11 protein-coding genes are annotated in these 16,881 nt (G+C 43.9%); 9 read left to right on the forward strand and 2 right to left on the reverse strand.

Translation table 11 applies throughout. The features are described 5' to 3' along the window. Positions 1-28: 28 nt before the first annotated feature. The 9 genes from QUB13_RS03135 (at position 29) to QUB13_RS03175 (ending at position 14,613) form a co-directional block, all read left to right on the forward strand. Positions 29-568, forward strand: a complete 540-nt coding sequence (locus QUB13_RS03135) for a hypothetical protein (protein ID WP_194070679.1) — start codon at positions 29-31, stop codon at positions 566-568. A 181-nt stretch (positions 569-749) separates the two neighbouring features. Then, positions 750-1,598, forward strand: coding sequence for an ABC transporter permease (locus tag QUB13_RS03140; protein ID WP_194010244.1), 849 nt, complete (start codon positions 750-752; stop codon positions 1,596-1,598). 203 nt (positions 1,599-1,801) lie between these two features. Then, complete coding sequence (locus QUB13_RS03145; protein ID WP_333378854.1) at positions 1,802-3,214, forward strand: ABC transporter ATP-binding protein; 1,413 nt, start codon at positions 1,802-1,804, stop codon at positions 3,212-3,214. A gap of 27 nt (positions 3,215-3,241) precedes the next feature. Then, positions 3,242-4,786 (forward strand): methyltransferase, encoded by a 1,545-nt coding sequence (locus QUB13_RS03150; RefSeq protein ID WP_333378856.1) that lies wholly within the window; start codon positions 3,242-3,244, stop codon positions 4,784-4,786. A 147-nt stretch (positions 4,787-4,933) separates the two neighbouring features. Then, positions 4,934-10,321: a glycosyltransferase gene (locus QUB13_RS03155; RefSeq protein ID WP_333378858.1), complete on the forward strand. Its 5,388-nt coding sequence runs from the start codon at positions 4,934-4,936 to the stop codon at positions 10,319-10,321. A gap of 29 nt (positions 10,322-10,350) precedes the next feature. Then, positions 10,351-11,382 (forward strand): class I SAM-dependent methyltransferase, encoded by a 1,032-nt coding sequence (locus QUB13_RS03160; RefSeq protein ID WP_333087668.1) that lies wholly within the window; start codon positions 10,351-10,353, stop codon positions 11,380-11,382. A 173-nt stretch (positions 11,383-11,555) separates the two neighbouring features. Next, positions 11,556-12,509 carry a class I SAM-dependent methyltransferase gene (locus QUB13_RS03165; protein ID WP_333378860.1) on the forward strand — a complete coding sequence of 318 codons (954 nt, stop codon included), beginning with the start codon at positions 11,556-11,558 and terminating at the stop codon, positions 12,507-12,509. Continuing rightward, on the forward strand, positions 12,490-13,206 hold the full coding sequence (locus QUB13_RS03170) for a class I SAM-dependent methyltransferase (protein WP_333378862.1): 717 nt from the start codon (positions 12,490-12,492) through the stop codon (positions 13,204-13,206). The genes QUB13_RS03165 and QUB13_RS03170 overlap by 20 nt, the downstream gene beginning before the upstream one ends. Positions 13,207-13,332: 126 nt before the next feature. Then, entirely contained in the window at positions 13,333-14,613 is a 1,281-nt protein-coding gene (locus tag QUB13_RS03175; protein WP_333378864.1) for a glycosyltransferase family 4 protein, read from the forward strand. A 349-nt stretch (positions 14,614-14,962) separates the two neighbouring features. Here the strand turns inward: QUB13_RS03175 and QUB13_RS03180 are convergent, their stop codons facing one another. Both QUB13_RS03180 and QUB13_RS03185 read right to left on the reverse strand, forming a co-directional pair. Next, positions 14,963-15,514: a DUF3124 domain-containing protein gene (locus QUB13_RS03180; protein ID WP_333378866.1), complete on the reverse strand. Its 552-nt coding sequence runs from the start codon at positions 15,512-15,514 to the stop codon at positions 14,963-14,965. 78 nt (positions 15,515-15,592) lie between these two features. After that, positions 15,593-16,873, reverse strand: a complete 1,281-nt coding sequence (locus tag QUB13_RS03185; RefSeq protein ID WP_333378869.1) for a sensor histidine kinase — start codon at positions 16,871-16,873, stop codon at positions 15,593-15,595. Between the last annotated feature and the right edge of the window lie 8 nt (positions 16,874-16,881).

Consider the following 16,881-nt stretch of genomic DNA (forward strand, 5'->3'; position numbering starts at 1 on the left):
CAGAATCGTGAAAATTATTGAGGTCGTTATGAGTGTTCCATCTTCTTTATTAGCATCGAAAAGTATAACTTTTGAGGAGGCGATCGCGCTGACTCAATCTTTACTGTCGCTGATTCAGAGCGATCGACTTTTAGAGGGAGATATCGAGCAAGCTGTTAAATCTCTCGTGAAAACTCCCAACGGTGCTAGGGGGTTTTTTGTCACCTATCTGACGGACGACCGACAGGCTGCAGACCGGCCGTCACCAGGAGTTATCAAGGCGCTGCGATCGGCTCCTGAGATCGTAGCAGAACTGCTGGTGAAAAATGTGGCGATGTCGGCGGCAATGGTGTTGCATCATTCGCGCCTTCAAAAGGAGGAAATGGCGGCGGGTTCTGCTAGAGTGCAGGAGCGATCGCGCAATTTAATTCAAATCCTGCAAATGCCTGCCTGTCAAGCTGTAGCGTCGCAAATGCTAGAAAGTTTACAAACTAAAGAAGGTGAGTATGAGGAGTTTTTCCAACGCTGGGGCTACGACGACGAGCAAAGAGTCGCGATCGGTTCGGCAGTTGGGGAGGCGATCGGCTAAAATAACCTCCTAAGCCAAAAGCCAGAAGCCAGAAGCCAGAAGTCCAAGCCGGGGAGACAGATCCTTGATCAAAGCGGCCCGGCTGTGGAATAATTGCGGTTTAGCAAAAGCTGCACAATTGTAGCTGGAGTTGATTTAGGTGTGAAGGTAGTCAACGAGGGCGAAAAAATTGCACAGATCGGTGAAAGGAGTTGTCCAAAAAGCCCGAAAGGGCCGCGGCCGGCGACCGACAAACAGCCAGCGCAGGGCAAAGCTGAGTCTGCTGGCTACATTGGTGCGTCGGGACTTGGAAGCTCAATACAAAGGCTCGATTCTGGGCAATTTGTGGCCGCTGCTGAATCAGCTATCGCAATTGGTGATTTACACCTACGTATTCTCGATCGTCCTCAAGGTAAAACTCAAACTTGCAGGCTTCCCGGAAAACAGCGACATCACATTTGGAGTCTGGCTATTTGCAGGTTTGTTACCTTGGAGTGCTTTCACCAGCGGTTTGATTAAATCGGGAGTATCCGTAGTAGGGCAGCCAAATTTAGTCAAAAAAGTAGTATTTCCCCTCGGTTTGCTGCCCCTCGTGCCGATTTTTACAGCTTTTATTGAAAGTTCTCTCGGTTTAGCAGCCTTGATTCTGATCGTAGCAGTATCCTCGCAAAAGCTCAACGCTACTTTATGCTTGCTGCCACTGGTTTGGGTGCCTCAATTGTTGCTCACAGCCGGCTTGGGATATTTGACAGCGGGCTTAACCGTGTTTTTGCGAGACATTCCTCAGACATTAGGTGTTATTCTAAATTTTTGGTTTTATTTGACGCCGATCGTCTATCCAGCATCAATCATCCCCGAACAGTGGCGAGCCTGGATATTTTGGTTGAATCCAATGGCCACCATCTCCGAGGTTTATCGAGACCTCATCCTGCTGGGAGAAGTCAAACACTGGGGCGAATGGGGTGTCGCCACCCTAATCTCTGCTGCTATATTTTGTGGAGGTTTAGCGGTTTACCGGCGTTTGCGTCCCGCTTTTGCTGACGTGTTGTAATATGTTTTACATTTAAATGCAATCTACCATCCAAAATCGCGATCGAGGTTCGTAGTGAGGAATGCGAGTCCGCATAAATCAGAGGACTCGCATTCCCAACGATCAAACCTATTTTTTGTTCTAAAAGACATAATATCAATCTCAAATCTGAAACTTGTTCGCTCGCGAAGTCGAAGAATCCAAAATCTAAAATCTAAAATCGGATGACTGAAAATGTAATTTCACTAAAAAATGTTTCCAAATGCTTTAAGCGGTACGATCGTCCAGGAGACCGCTTAAAAGAAATTATTTATCCCAATAAAAAATTTGCTGATGAATTTTGGGCACTCTCCGACATCAATCTGGAAATTCCTAAAGGACAAACTCTAGGAGTAGTCGGTCGCAACGGGTCGGGAAAAAGCACGCTTTTGCAAATCATTGTGGGTACGCTGACACCCACCGCAGGAAGCGTCCGAGTACAAGGGCGAATCTCCGCTTTGTTGGAACTCGGAAGCGGGTTTAACCCGGAATTTACCGGAAGACAAAACGTGTTTTTCAACGCTCAAATACTCGGATTCAATCAAAAAGAAACTGAAGAAAAATTTGACGAAATCGCGGCTTTTGCTGATATTGGAGATTTCATCGATCAGCCAGTCAAAACCTATTCTAGCGGTATGTTTGTCAGACTGGCTTTTGCCGTTGCGACTAGCGTAGAGCCAGATATTCTAGTGGTTGACGAAGCACTTTCGGTAGGCGACGAAGCTTTTCAGCGCAAGTGTTTTGCCCGCTTGCAAAGCATTCAGGAAGGTGGCGGAACGATTTTATTTGTTTCTCATGCTGCTAGTTCTGTGGTGCAACTTTGTACTTCGGCGATTTTAATGGATAGCGGAGAATTGCTGCTCGCTCACACGCCAAAGGTGGTAATTTCTAAATATCAAAAGCTGATCTATGCCGATCCAGATAAAGTCTTGGGGTTGAAGCAAGATATTCGAGTTCTGAACCAACTGACAAAGCAAGAAAGTCAAGAAAATATTCAGAATCCTAATTTAGAAAGTACCAAAATGGAGGCTGTACCGGAGCAATATATCTCTCAACCCAAGGAACATTATGATGAATTTTACGAACCGGGGATGATCCCGTCGAATACGGTGCGCTATCCGTCTCGCGGCGCGGAAATTATTAACCCGCGCATCGAAACGCTGCAGGGAAATGTGGTAAATCACTTGCTCGGTCGTCAAGATTATGTTTACACTTACTCTGTCACTTTCTCGCGGTCAACTTCCAAAGTTAGGTTTGGAATGTTGATTAAAACGATTAGCGGTTTTGAGTTGGCTGGTGCTTCTTTGAAGGCTTCTACTCAGTCAGTTAAATATGTGGAAGCGGGAACGACAATTTTAGTTAAGTTTCAGTTTAAATGTTTGCTGAATCCGGGGGTTTATTTTTTGAATGCGGGGGTGGTGGGAACGGTAGATGAGGATTTAAGTTATCTGGATCGCTGCGTTGATGTGGCGATGTTCAAAGTTCAGTCTTGTACTGAGTCCTGCGGTAACGGCATTGTTGACTTGCTGATAGAACCGTGTTTAACTGTTGTAAATTCTGATTGTCTGGTGCAAGAACAGTCAACGGAAGTCATCTAATAATTCTGTGAAAACTTTGTAAAAATAATGAGCAATCTCAATTTAGAATTATCCAAAAATCAAGTAATCCAAGCATTGATTCGAGATCGAGCTAAGTTTCCCGAAGATTTTAAACTAAATATTTGCGAAGACGATGAAATGTATTTGTTTAGCTTGAGCAACGTCAAGGAGGATGGAGACGATGGAGACGATGACGATCGCGAGCGAGCTTTGGTGCGCTATTATGCGATCGGGCGACGCATCCGGGATGCGGTTCAACAAGTTGTAGATTGGCATTTTGGCGGGTTTGAAAATGTACCGTCTTTTCTGGATTTTGCCTGCGGTTACGGTAGATTTACCCGGTTTTTGATTCAGGAAATGCCGCCGGAGCAAATTTGGGTTTCTGATATTTATGCTAACGCGGTCAAGTTTCAAACTGAATACTTGGGCGTTAACGGTATTGTTTCGACGGGAAAACCAGAAGAATATTTAATTGACCGAAAATTTGACTGCATTCTGGCTAATTCTTTTTTTAGCCATATCCCGGAAAGAACTTTTACGAGTTGGCTCCAAAATTTGTATAATTTGTTGACCGAAAACGGGATTTTGATGTTTAGCGTTCACGGCGATTGTTTGCTTCCTTCTCACATAGAAATGCCTGCTAACGGTATTTTGTTTAGTGCCGAAAGCGAAAGTCAGTCTTTGGATAAGGAGGAATACGGCACAACTTATGTAACTGAAAAGTTTGTGAGAGAAATTGTCGGTAAAGTTAGCGGTGGGAAAGCTTTTGTTCACCGGATCAAAAAAGGCATATGCAGGTTTCAGGATTTGTATGTTGTTACAAATAAGTTAACTAGAGATTTTTCGGAGTTAAATTTTTATCACCACCCTGGAGGATATATTGATGTTGCTGCTTTTACCAACAAGCAGAATTTGTATCTGGAGGGTTGGGCTGCTGATGTGAATTTGGGCGGCCGAATAGATGAAGTTCAGGTGCTGGTAAACGGTGAGGTGGTTCAGAGGTGCGAGCCTTTTTACGATCGCCGGGATGTGGCTGACTATTTTCAAAAAGATGCTATTTTGCAGTCTGGTTGGAACTGTTATTTACCGAAAAATACTGTGACACCGGAGGATGTGTTAACAGTTAAAGCAATCAATAACTACGGTTGGGAATGGATTCTGGAAATTTGCAGCGTGAAATCGCTGGTGGGCCAACGGCAATCGCAGTCTTTGTTGGGTTCTACTCACGAAAAACTCAAGTTGGTTGAAACTCAGTTAGAGGCGGCTAAAATAGCATGGGAAATCAGTCAAAGTAAGTTAATGATTACTGAACCACAATTAGAAGAATCTCAAATAAAGTTGCAAGAAACTCAAGCTCAATTAATTTCAGCTCACGCGCAGTTGGAACAAACTCAAAGTCAGTTAGTATCCCTGCAAATGCAGTTAGAACAAACAGAATCTCAGTTAATTAATGCTAAGCAAGAATTAGACCGATCGCACAATCGAGTTGAGGCAATGGAAAGCAGCAAGTTCTGGAAGCTGAGAAGCACCTGGTTTCAAGTCAAGCGGTTGCTGGGGGTAGCGGGAGAATAGGGCGGCATCTCCAGCTTTGAAAAAAGCATTTTGATAGCGCGAGCACTTGAAAAGCTCGCGTTAGGAGACTCTTAAATGCTTGGAGGCAGAGGTTTCCGAGAATAATAAGTAAAGTTGGTGTGGGAATTAGGGCGAGGGATAGAAATTGTGAGTACAAATGACAGCAAACCGTCGGTTTTTATTGTTACTGGAATGCACCGTTCCGGTACGTCTTTAACGGCTTCTTTGTTTCAGAAAGTCGGGGTTGATATTGGTAAAAAGTTGGTTGGGCCGGCGGTGGGAAATGTGAAAGGTCATTTCGAGAATGTTGATTTTGTGGAGTTTCACAAGAGTGTTTTACGATCGCACGGCATAGATGAACTCGGCTGTACGTTGGAAAAAACGATTCCGGTAGCAGCGTCAGATGTGGAAATTGCGAAACGGGCGATCGACCAAAATCAACAAACTCAGAAGCATTGGGGCTGGAAAGACCCGCGAACAGCTTTATTTTGGGATTTTTGGTTAAAATTGCTCCCCGAAGCTAATTTTATCTGCGTTTATCGATCGCCCTGGGAAGTAGTCGATTCGCTGTACCGCCGGGGAACCGATGTCAGCTTGCTGCAGCATCCCGAAATGGCAGTAAAAATGTGGCTGCACTACAACCAACAAGTATTAGAATTGTTTGAAAGTTTTCCCGATCGCTGTCTGCTGGCCAACGTTTACCCGATCGGCAACACTCCCGAATTTTTTATCGATCGAGTCAACGAAAAATTTAACGTTAACTTAAGTGCGATCGCCGCCGACAACTTTGAAGAATCTTTATTAGTCAACGATATTGTTAAAAGTCACAGACCAAGTTTAATAGAACAATATTTTCCCGAAGCCTTAGAACTATATCAAATTTTAGAAACCAAAGCCGGCAATCTCAGCAGCAAATCTCAATTATCGAATGACCAAATTATTCATTTTCCAGTATCTCCTGTCGGGCCTTTTGAAGATTGGCTCAAAATCCGCTTGCTGGAAAAACAACAAAAAACCAGCAATTTAGAAGTCAAACAGTGGCAAGAACAATTTCAACAAGCTCAAGCAAAAGTGTTGGAATTGGAAACGAACTTAGGAGAAACCCAAGTACAGCTTGACGGCAAAGAATCTCAATTTCAAGAAGCCCTATCAAAACTGCTAGAATTAGAAACAGAATTAGGAGAAACTCAGGTACAGCTTGACGGTCAAGAATCGCAATTTCAAGAAGCCTTAACAAAAGTCTTGAAATTAGAAACAGAATTAGGAGAAACTCAAGTACAGCTTGACGGTAAAGAATCTCAATTTCAAGAAGCATTAGCAAAACTGCTCGGATTAGAAACAGAATTAGGACAGACTCAGGTACAGCTTGACGGGAAAGAATCGCAATTTCAAACAGCTTTAGCAAAAGTATTGGAATTAGAAGCAGAATTAGGGAATAGTCAGGTAAAAGTTGAAGAAAAAGAATTCAAATTGGAGCAAAAGTTAGCTGAGTTACTGTATCTGGAAACAATACAAAGTCAAACTCAGGAAGAATTAAATAAAACTCTGGAATATTTAGAAAAATCACGCCAGGAAACCGCAAGAGTCGGGGCAGAAATTGCTGCAATCAAGTCTTCTGACTGGTGGCAACTTAGAGAAAAATGGTGGCAATTTAAGCACAAAATCCGCGATGTATTCCCAAGATTTGTTTTTTCTTTAGACCAACCCACTACTTGGCAAGTTAGCGATTCCAACCTGCTAATTGTGGGCTGGGTATTTAACACCAAAAAAGATATTAAAGCCGTCCGCGCCCGAATTAAAAATAATAATTTTGCAGCTATTTACGGTCTGGAAAGAAGCGAGATAGCCCGCTGGTATTCTAATATTGATTCGGCAAAAAACTCTGGTTTTAAAATTGAATTACAAGCCCCGGCCGGACGGCACGAAGTGTTGTTGGAAGCGCAAGACGAGGGAGGAAAATGGCATTTATTAGCAACTTATCCGCTGTTAGTTTCAACGATTCAAGCGTCGTTAGATGTACCGGTGGTGTGGGAACAGCGTCAGGGTCAAGTTTTGTTTGCGGGTTGGTGTTGTCACCACGATCGCAAAATTGCTAAATTAAGTCTTTTGTGCGGCGATACTTCTGTAGAATGCGCCTACGGTTTGCGCCGAAAAGATGTCGGCGAAGTGTTTCCTGACTGGGTTAACAGTTCGGAAAGCGGCTTTGAGGCGCTTGTCAATTTGCCTCCGGGTGAATGGCACGTTTCTCTGCAAGCCGAGTTAGAAAACGGGGAAATTTTGTATTTTCAAGCACCGAAAATATTGACTGTGCGGCGCTACGATATTTGGCAGCGAAGTGCTGATAAATATGAGGAGTTTTCGAGTTTTGTAGAGGCAATCCGGCAGCGGGCGAGGGAGAGAAAACAGCGTCTCGGCAGAATTGTGCCGATGCCTTGGGAAATTGTGAAGGTGATGCGTCAGTTTGGGAAGATTTACAAGCAGCAAAAACAGTTTACTGCGCCGGGAGATTTGCTGCCGCCTGCGGGTTTTGTGCTTGCTTCACCGATTGATAGGTATGATGCTTGGCTGGAGGTGAATCAGTGGAACGATCGCGCGCGCGATTATCTGATTTCTCGGTTAAAATCCTGTGGGGAAGCGTTGCCAAAAATCTCGGTGGTAATGCCAGTTTACAATCCGCAGATAGATTTTCTCGAAAGTGCGATCGACAGCGTAATCAATCAAGTTTATCAAAACTGGGAACTCTGCATCGCCGACGATCACAGTACCGACGCTACGGTTGCTGAAACTTTGAAAAATTGGGCCGCAAAGGACGATCGTATCCGCATCACATTTCGCACAGAAAACGGCAACATCAGCGCCGCCACCAACAGCGCCGCCGCCCTCGCCACAGGCGACATCATCCTGTTTTTAGACAACGACGACGAACTAACTCCCGACGCATTAGGCGAAGTCGCCTTACATTTTGCCGCGCATCCAACCACCGACTTTCTCTACTCAGACGACGACAAAATCGACACCAAAGGTCGCAGATTCGCCCCGCAATTCAAACCAGAATGGTCGCCAGAACTGCTGCTTTCCTATATGTATCTCGGTCATTTGTGCGCCGTCAAAAAAGAAATATTTGAACAAATAGGCGGCTTGCGGCTCGGTTTTGAAGGCTCGCAAGATTACGATTTTGCCTTGAGAGCAACCGAAATTTCTCGCCGCGTCGCCCACCTGCCCCTAGTGCTTTATCACTGGCGAACCGCACCAGGTTCTACAGCCGTATCTGGGGCCGCGAAACCATCCAGTTTTTCCGCAGGTCAACAAGCCATTCAAGACGCACTAAACCGCAGAAAAATTAAGGGAACTGTCGCTCAGCACGCCTGGGCAATTAAAGAAAATTTGGGCATATTTGCCCAGGATTTCCCTGATGATGGCCCGTCAGTAACTTTGATTATTCCTACTAAAAATCAAGTTAAACTGCTGAAAGCCTGTATCGATTCTATCGAAATTACAACATACAAAAATTATCAAATTGCTGTCATTGACAACGAAAGCGACGATCCAAAAACCCTAGAATATTTAAATCAATTAAATTGTCAAGTTTTGCGAATCAAAAATCCTGGAGGCAAGTTTAGTTTTGCAGCAATTAATAACCGCGCTGTCGAACAAGTTGACAGCGAATACGTGTTGTTTTTGAACAATGATACTGAAGTAATCACCCCGCGATGGCTTAGTCAAATGGTCGGATATGCTCAAATTCCTGCTGTGGGTGCAGTCGGCGCGAGGCTGTTATATCCCGACGGCAGAATTCAACACGCGGGCATAATTCACGGCCTCCATCACGGTTTAGCTGGTCACGCTTTTAAGCTGATGAACAGCGAAAATCGAGGCTATCTTTCTCAAGCGATGGTAACGCGAAATTTCTCGGCGGTAACAGCCGCTTGCACGATTACTCCGCGTCAATTGTTTTTAGAATTGGGAGGTTTTGATGAGGAGAATTTTGCTGTTGCTTACAATGATGCGGATTACGGATACCGATTGTTAGAACTCGGTTATCGGTGCGTTTACTGTCCCGATGCGGAGTTGTTGCATAAGGAGGGAACTTCTAGGGGTTTTACTGACAATCCTCAAGAAGTTGCAGCTTTTAGGCGCAAGTATGCGAGGAAAAATGATGGTTTTTACAGTCCTCATTTATCATTGGAAGATGAGTATTTTCATATTCAACCCCGACGGGTTTTTATGAAGGAAGAAGGTTCGGCAACGAGCAATGTACGGGATGTAACGGATGTAACGGATGGAAGGAAGAAGGAAGAAGGAAGAGGGAAGAAGGAAGAGGGTTATACACTGGAAGTTTCCGATTCTGGTTTGTTGGTAGCAGAAGCAGAGAATCTGATTCATCCTATCAAAGTTTTGATGTGCAGCAATTCGCTGGATTTTACGGGCGCGCCGCTGCATCAGTACGAAATTGCGGTGAAATTGGCGGCTGAGGGTGCGATTTTGCCGATCGTACTTTGCACCACAGACGGGCCCCTGCGTCAAGCTTACGAACAGCAGGGAATTGAAGTCATGGTGCGCGACAATCCCCTCGAACACATCTATCAACGCGATGCTTACGATGAAGCTATCCACAGTTTTAGCAAGGAAATTGAAAGTTTAAAAGTAGATGCAGTTTATGCCAATACTTTAGAAAACTTCTTTGTAGTTGATGCGGCCCAGGAAATCGGAATTCCGACGGTGTGGAACGTGCACGAAAGCGAACCTTGGCAAACTTATTTTAACAGGTTTGGTTCAGAGATTGCGGCGAGAGCTTTGGAATGTTTTCGCTTTCCTTACAAGGTGATTTTTGTGGCGGATGCAACGCGCGACAGATATTTACCTCTCAACAGCCACTACAATTTTACAGTGATTCATAACGGCTTAGATTTGAGCCAACTAGAAAATTCGGAGAATTTTGAGTTGGCTAGAAAAAGCTTAGGTGTTGCAGCGGAAGATGTGGTAGTTTTGCTGCTGGGGACAGTGTGCGAACGCAAAGGCCAGCAGGATTTAGTTAAGGCACTTTCGCTTTTACCTGAAAAATGGCACAATAAAATTAGGTGTTTCATTGTGGGCGATCGCCCGAGTATTTACAGCAGTAAATTAGCTGATATGGTGGGCGAATTGCCGGAAGAGTTGCGGCAAAGGGTGACAGTAGTACCCGAAACAGGGAAACCAGGAAAATATTACAAAGCGGCGGATATTTTTGTTTGCACTTCTAGGATAGAAAGTTTTCCGAGAGTGATTTTGGAGGCGATGGCCTGCGATTTACCAATTATTACATCGCCGGTTTTTGGGATTAAGGAACAAGTCAGACCGGGAATTAACGGTTTGTTTTATACACCGGATCGCCCGGAAGAATTAGTGGCAGCTTTGATTAGCTTGTTGGAGGATAAATCCTTGCGCCAGCAGTTAGCTGGAAATGCTAAATATGTCTTGGATTCACTCAATACTTTTGAGGAAATGACTCAAGCTTATGCAGACATTTTCTGCGAAGCATATTTTGCTAAAGAATAAACGTTTAATAAAATCCAATGGTAAAAAATATGCCATCAAATTCCTCTAATAATACAGAAGATGAAAATCTCGATAAATCTACAGCTCAAAATTACTGTGAATCTAACCAAACAGCCGTAATCGCAAAAGACGGTTACTGGCTATCTAATCCGATTATTGAAAAAGCTGTAAATCATCGGCTATCAGGTGGAAAAACAGAAAATTACTGGCTATGCTGGTTAGTAAATAAATTCTTCAAAAAGCGACGGTTTGATAATCTTTTGTCTATTGGTTGCGGAGTAGGCAATCACGAGATTCTGATGGCCAAATTAGGATTTGCTACTCAAATTGATGCCTTTGATTTTTCCGAAACTTCTTTAGAAATAGCTAGAAAAGATGCCACAGCAGCGGGAGTAAATATTAATTTTTATCAAGATGACTTTAACTCATTTATAATTGACAAGAACAAAAAATATGATATAGTTTTTTGCTCTGGTTCGCTGCATCATGTCAAAGAACTCGAACGATGTTTATCAACCATTCAAAAATGTTTAAAGCCCGATGGATATTTTATTGTCAATGAATACATAGGAGATTGCTATAATATATACAATGAAAATCAAGTAGATTTGCTCGATCGCATTTACAAATGTTTTGACTACACGCTAAGGTCGGGAACAAGTGAAACGTTTTCTCGTCCTAGTATTGAGCAAGTATTTGCGAAAGATCCTTCGGAAGCAGTCAGGTCAAAGCTGATACTTCCTTTCTTGAAGTTCTACTTTGATATGGAAGTTTTAAATCCCGCTGGTGGGGGTTTGCTTTACGAAATGTACCCTTTGTTAGATCACTGTCAACTTTCTGATGGAGACCCCAAGAGTGAAACAATTGTCAAGTTATTGCTTGAGTTTGAGACAATCTTAATGGATTTGCCGACAGGACTATCAAGTGATTTTTGTTTGTGTATTTTGAGACATAAAAATCCGAAAATCTTAGAAAAATGGTTGCTGGGAATCTGGAGGAAAGCGAATCGTGGTAAACTTATTTTAACAAGTTTGGTTCGCCGATGGCGGCGAGAGCTTTAGAGAGTTTCCACTTTTGCGGGTGATTTGTGTGTTGTGTGCGACGCAGGAAGATATTTGCCGGCCCATAACTAGCAACCACAATTTTATAGCGATTTACTTCCCCTAAAATTTTTACAGAAGCTGATTTTACACATAATAGACTTTAAATCTAATACCAGAGTTAAAAAAAAACTATGTTCTCAAATTCTGAAAACAGACAAAATGAAAATTCCCATAAATTAATAGCTCAAAAATACTGGCAATCTAACCCAACAGCCGGATTTACAAAGGAGGGTTACTGGTTATCCAATCCGATTATCTCAAAAACTGTAAATTATAGGTTATCAGGGGGACAAACAGAAGGTTATTGGTTAACATGGCTAGTAAATAGCTTCTTCAAAAAACAACGGTTTGATAATCTTTTGTCTGTTGGTTGCGGAGTGGGAAATCACGAGATTTTGATGGCTAAATTAGGATTGGCTACTCAAATTGATGCCTTTGATTTTTCTGAAACTTCTTTAGAAATTGCTAGGAAAGATGCCGCAGCAGCGGGAGTAAAGATTAATTTATATCAAGATGATTTTAATTCATTTATAATTGACGAAAACAAAAAGTACGATATAGTTTTTTGCTCTGGTTCGCTGCATCACGTCAAAGAAATAGAACGATGTTTATCAACCATTCAGAAATGTTTAAAACCCGATGGATATTTTATTGTCAACGAATACATCGGAGATTGCTATAATATATACAATGAAAATCAACTCGATTTGATCAATCGCATTTACCGATGTTTTGACTCCCGGTTGAGGTCGGGAACAAGTGAAATATTTTTAAATCCCAGTATTGATAAAATATTTACGAAAGATCCTTCAGAAGCCGTCCGGTCAAAGTTGATACTTCCTTTCTTAAAATTCTACTTTGATGTAGAAGTATTGAATCAAGCCGGCGGGGGTTTGCTTCACGAAATTTACCCTTTGTTAGATCACTGTCAACTTTCTGATGGATCTCCAAAGAGTGAAACTATTGTCAAATTATTACTGGAGATTGAGAAAATATTAATGGATTTGCCGGGAGGACTATCAAGTGATTTTTGTTTGTGTATTCTGAGAAAAAAACCCAAAAATAATGGAAATAATACCGCCTAAAGTAGATTATGAAACCGCATGGGACAGTTACGCCCAACAGTGGCAAAAAACTAATGCCGAACTTGCCCACATTGGCGACGAATGGATAGGTAAAGCCGCAGGTGCCGCCAACTCCTTAAGCGAATACGAAGCGCTGATCGAACAGCAATTTATAGCGCCGTATATCAAAAAAGAACATACGGTTTTAGAAATTGGTATCGGCGGCGGAAAAACTGGTTCACTGCTGCTGAAATATTGCGATCGCCTAATTTGTGCTGACATTTCCAGTCAAATGCTGCAAGCCGCCCGATCGCGCTTGGGAGACGATCGCGTTTCCTACGTCAAACTCGACGGTTTAACATTAGACGGCATCGCCCCCGGTGCAGCCGATGTCTGCTTTTGCTACGATACAATGGTACACGTAGAACCCGTAGACATATTCAACTACCTAACACGCATTCCCAAACTGCTGCGGGGCGATCGCCTTTGCGTCTTTCACCACGGCAATATTCTCACCGAATTGGGCTGGGAAAAATTCGCCAGCGAGTGGGATAAAAACTTATTGGGACGCAGAGATGGTACTGCATTCTCAATAATGACTGATACAATTATGGAAAAATTTCTCAACCATTTAAACTATGAAATCATCCTGAAAAACACAACTTCAGTACCGCGAGATTGCGTCTGGATCTGCAAAGCACCTCCCTACCAAGAGTAAAATCAAAGCTTTTACTCGCAGTTAAATACTGAATTTTTACTAACAACTGCCAACCATTCGACAAGCAATCGGGCTAACTGCCAACTACCAACTGCCAACTGCCAACTGCCAACTGCTAACTGCCAAATGAAAGCATTATTTCTTCACCCAAACTTCCCCGCCCAGTACCGCCACATAATCACGGCTTTAGGCGCCGATCCCAAAAATCAAATTGTTTTCGGCACTAAAAACGAGCGTCCCGAATGGAACATTCCCGGCGTTCGCAAAGCAGCATTTACACCAAGCCGCGAACCTAACCCGCAGACTCACCAATACGTCCGCCCTTTAGAAAGTGCCGTCATTTACGGACAAGCCGTGTTTAGAATGGCAGAACAACTCAAAGCAGACGGTTTTGTACCCGATATTATTTGCGGACATTCCGGTTGGGGGCCGACACTGTTTGTCAAAGAAGCTTTTCCAAATACGCCGCTTTTGTGTTATTTCGAGTGGTTTTATCACTCTATTGGTTCCGACGCAGATTTTGATCCGGCGGAACCTTTAACAGTTGACGACATGGCGAGAATTAGAATCAAAAATGCGCCGATTTTGATCGATTTATACTCTTGCGATTGGGGTTTGTCGCCTACATACTGGCAGCGATCGCAATTTCCTCCAGAATTGCAGCAAAAATTGTCCGTACTCCACGACGGCGTAGACACCGATTACTTCAAACCAGATCCAGGCGCTAAACTAATTTTGCCCAACTTAGATTTGTCGGGCGTTGATGAAATTGTCACCTATGTATCGCGGGGAATGGAACCTTATCGGGGCTTTCCAGAGTTCATTGAGTCGATCGCCTATTTGCAAGAACGCCGCCCCAACTGTCACGTTGTAATTGTTGGTTCAGACAGAGTTTGTTACGGCCGTTCTTTACCAAACGGCGAGTCTTACAAAGACCATATGCTCAAAAAAGTGCCGCTAGATATGTCGCGAGTTCACTTTGTCGGCCCCCTACCTTACGGACTGTATTTAAAAGTAATTCAAGCATCCGACGTACACGTTTATTTAACCAGACCTTTCGTACTATCTTGGTCGATGATTGAATCTTTATCGGCAGGATGTTTAGTAATCGGTTCCGACACCGGGCCAGTGAGAGAAGTTATCCGCGACGGAGAGAACGGTTTAATCGTCGATTACTTCTCGCCGAAACAAGTAGCCGATCGCATTGACGAAGTTTTAGACCATCCTACCCGCATGGCAGAAATTCGCGTCAAAGCCCGTCAAACCGCTCTAGAACGCTACAGTTTAGCTAAAATGTTGCCGCAGCAATTACAATTGATCGAACAGATAGCAAATCGTTCCATGCCGCCGACAGTTGGTATGCAGCCAGAACGGGAATTAGCCGCATCTTTTGGAGTGAGAATTTAGCAATAAAGTTGGTCAGAACGAAAGCCCTCGTCACAACCTCTCATGTGCCGTGTAGTTGCACAGGAGCGCCCACTATCCTTCGAGCCCGGTAGGGACACGGCAGGTAGGGATACGGCACTGCCGTGTCCCTACTACTTCATAAACCTGCAATACGCTGTATAACCCACAGCCAGGAAACGGCAGTGCCGTTTCCCTACAATTAATCTGGGTAGGGAAACGGCACTGCCGTTTCCTCTGTGTCATCAGGAGTGCAACCGCAATTAATATTAAATATTTTGACAGCAGTTCGTCAATAGCTTCTAGCCTAGTCGCAAACTACCTTCTAGAGCAGTAAGCTAATCTCCTAAAATCATTTCTTCATCCTGTGTTGCTTGAGAACTTTAGCTGGACTAACAAATGAAATGCCCTGAGAAAAAGAGGTACTAATCATGACAGCTTCAATGACAGGCTCATAAACCGTTTTTTCTGCAACCCACTCCACAATAAAGTTGGCACCTGAGCCTCCATTTGTATCATTTGCTGCAATGAAAAAGTTTGTGGAAGCAAGCGGCTTGAGTTCTACAGGACTCTTAATATCCTGCCTAATTAATTGCCCATTCGTATCGTAATAACGCACGGAAGTGATAATAATCGAATTTGTCATATCCGTATTGCGAATACTGAGCGTGGCTGACAACTCCATCACATCATCCCGGCTATTGTAGTGATAAATATGCGAGTAAATAGGGACATATACGGTTTGTCCCATCACAACTTTTGTTTTATCTAACGTGACCGATCTCAGTGAGGTTTCACGTTTTGTATCAGGTTGTTGCCTTTGTGAGGTAGTTTGCTCTGAACAAGAGGTAATGACGATCGCGGCGATCGCCCAATAAGCCCAGAAATGCTGTTTCAGCTTCATCGGCATTCATCCAAACACACCATATTCGTTACAGTTACGCCTACAACAGAGTGAACCTTCTCTCTCGTTTGAGGCGGCTTAGTGATAAGATTTGAGCGGCAGTTCAATCTGAAACGTTGAGCCTTTGCCCACTTCACTCGTCACATGAATTTTTCCACCATGTGCCTGGACAATCTGTTGGACGATCGCTAACCCTAGCCCAAATCCACCACTATCGAGCGATCGCTCAGTGTCCACTCGATAAAAGCGATCGAAAATATAGGGTAAGTCCGCTTCTGGAATGCCGATGCCCGTGTCGAGTACCTGAATGATTGCCCAGCCTGGATGAGAAATTAAGCGTAATTGTACCATTCCGCCAGCAGGCGTGTATTTACAGGCATTGTTGAGCAAGTTTTCGACTACCTGCCGTAGCAAATCAGGATCAGCCCACAATTCGATCGGTTGCTCAGAGGGTTTGTCGGTTAGTTTGAGGTTCTGAGATTGTGCAAGCGGAGCGAACTGGGTTGCTAAATTGCCCAGCAGATCGTTGAGATTGATTAACTGGAGCGATTCAGGCACAAGCCGTCCTTGATGACGAGCTAACAGCAGCAAATTATTCACCAGCGCTCCCATTGATTTGGCGCTATCTACAATGTTTTCTAAGGGAGGATGGTAACGCGAATCATCAGCCGCAATCATTAACCCAAGCTGGGCATTGGTGAGGATGGCAGAGAGGGGCGATCGCAACTCATGAGAAGCATCGGCTGTGAACCGTTGAAGCTGTTGGTAAGCTTGCTGAATGGGTTGCATCGCCAGTCCACTAAGAAACCAACCTGTGAGTGCAATTACTCCCAGTGCGATCGGCACCGCGAAAGTGAGTACAATCTGAAACTGAGTCAGGCTGTCTTCGGTTTCTGTCAGCGGAGTTGCAACCTGAAGATAGCCAAGCACCCCGGTTCTGCCTTCGACTGGTAATGTCACCTGACGCAGCCAGATCCCTTTTCCCAAAAATGAGTCAGTCGATCGAACAGTCAGATAACCAAAGGGCGTATTTAACTGCTCTGGGGAAGGAGTCCCAAAAAAACGAACGAGCCGCCTTTGTGCGTTATACCAGCGCACGTAAATCAGATCTTCTGCAAGGGGATGAGACCCACTGCCTAACAAGGGGACATGACTCAAATCGACCTGATTCTGGTTTTGACGAACTTCATAATACACGCTTGCAGCCATGACTCTAGTTTTGTCATAGAGCAGTAAGTCAAGGGCTTCTAGTTTATCTTTCACCTCAATCTGGTAAATCACCCCCGCAAACAGCACGAGAATGCTTCCCATTGAGAGGGTGAACCAACGAGCCAAATTGCGACGACTTTGATTGAACACGGCTTGCC

This window comes from Microcoleus sp. B4-D4 (assembly GCF_036705185.1).
Lineage (GTDB): Bacteria > Cyanobacteriota > Cyanobacteriia > Cyanobacteriales > Microcoleaceae > Microcoleus.

Coding starts and splice junctions, on each gene's coding strand:
- QUB13_RS03175 (WP_333378864.1), top strand. CDS start 13,333: ATGAAAGCATTATTTCTTCACCCAAACTTCCCCGCCCAGTACCGCCAC.
- QUB13_RS03150 (WP_333378856.1), top strand. CDS start 3,242: ATGAGCAATCTCAATTTAGAATTATCCAAAAATCAAGTAATCCAAGCA.
- QUB13_RS03160 (WP_333087668.1), top strand. CDS start 10,351: ATGCCATCAAATTCCTCTAATAATACAGAAGATGAAAATCTCGATAAA.
- QUB13_RS03165 (WP_333378860.1), top strand. CDS start 11,556: ATGTTCTCAAATTCTGAAAACAGACAAAATGAAAATTCCCATAAATTA.
- QUB13_RS03135 (WP_194070679.1), top strand. CDS start 29: ATGAGTGTTCCATCTTCTTTATTAGCATCGAAAAGTATAACTTTTGAG.
- QUB13_RS03145 (WP_333378854.1), top strand. CDS start 1,802: ATGACTGAAAATGTAATTTCACTAAAAAATGTTTCCAAATGCTTTAAG.
- QUB13_RS03180 (WP_333378866.1), bottom strand. CDS start 15,514: ATGAAGCTGAAACAGCATTTCTGGGCTTATTGGGCGATCGCCGCGATC.
- QUB13_RS03170 (WP_333378862.1), top strand. CDS start 12,490: ATGGAAATAATACCGCCTAAAGTAGATTATGAAACCGCATGGGACAGT.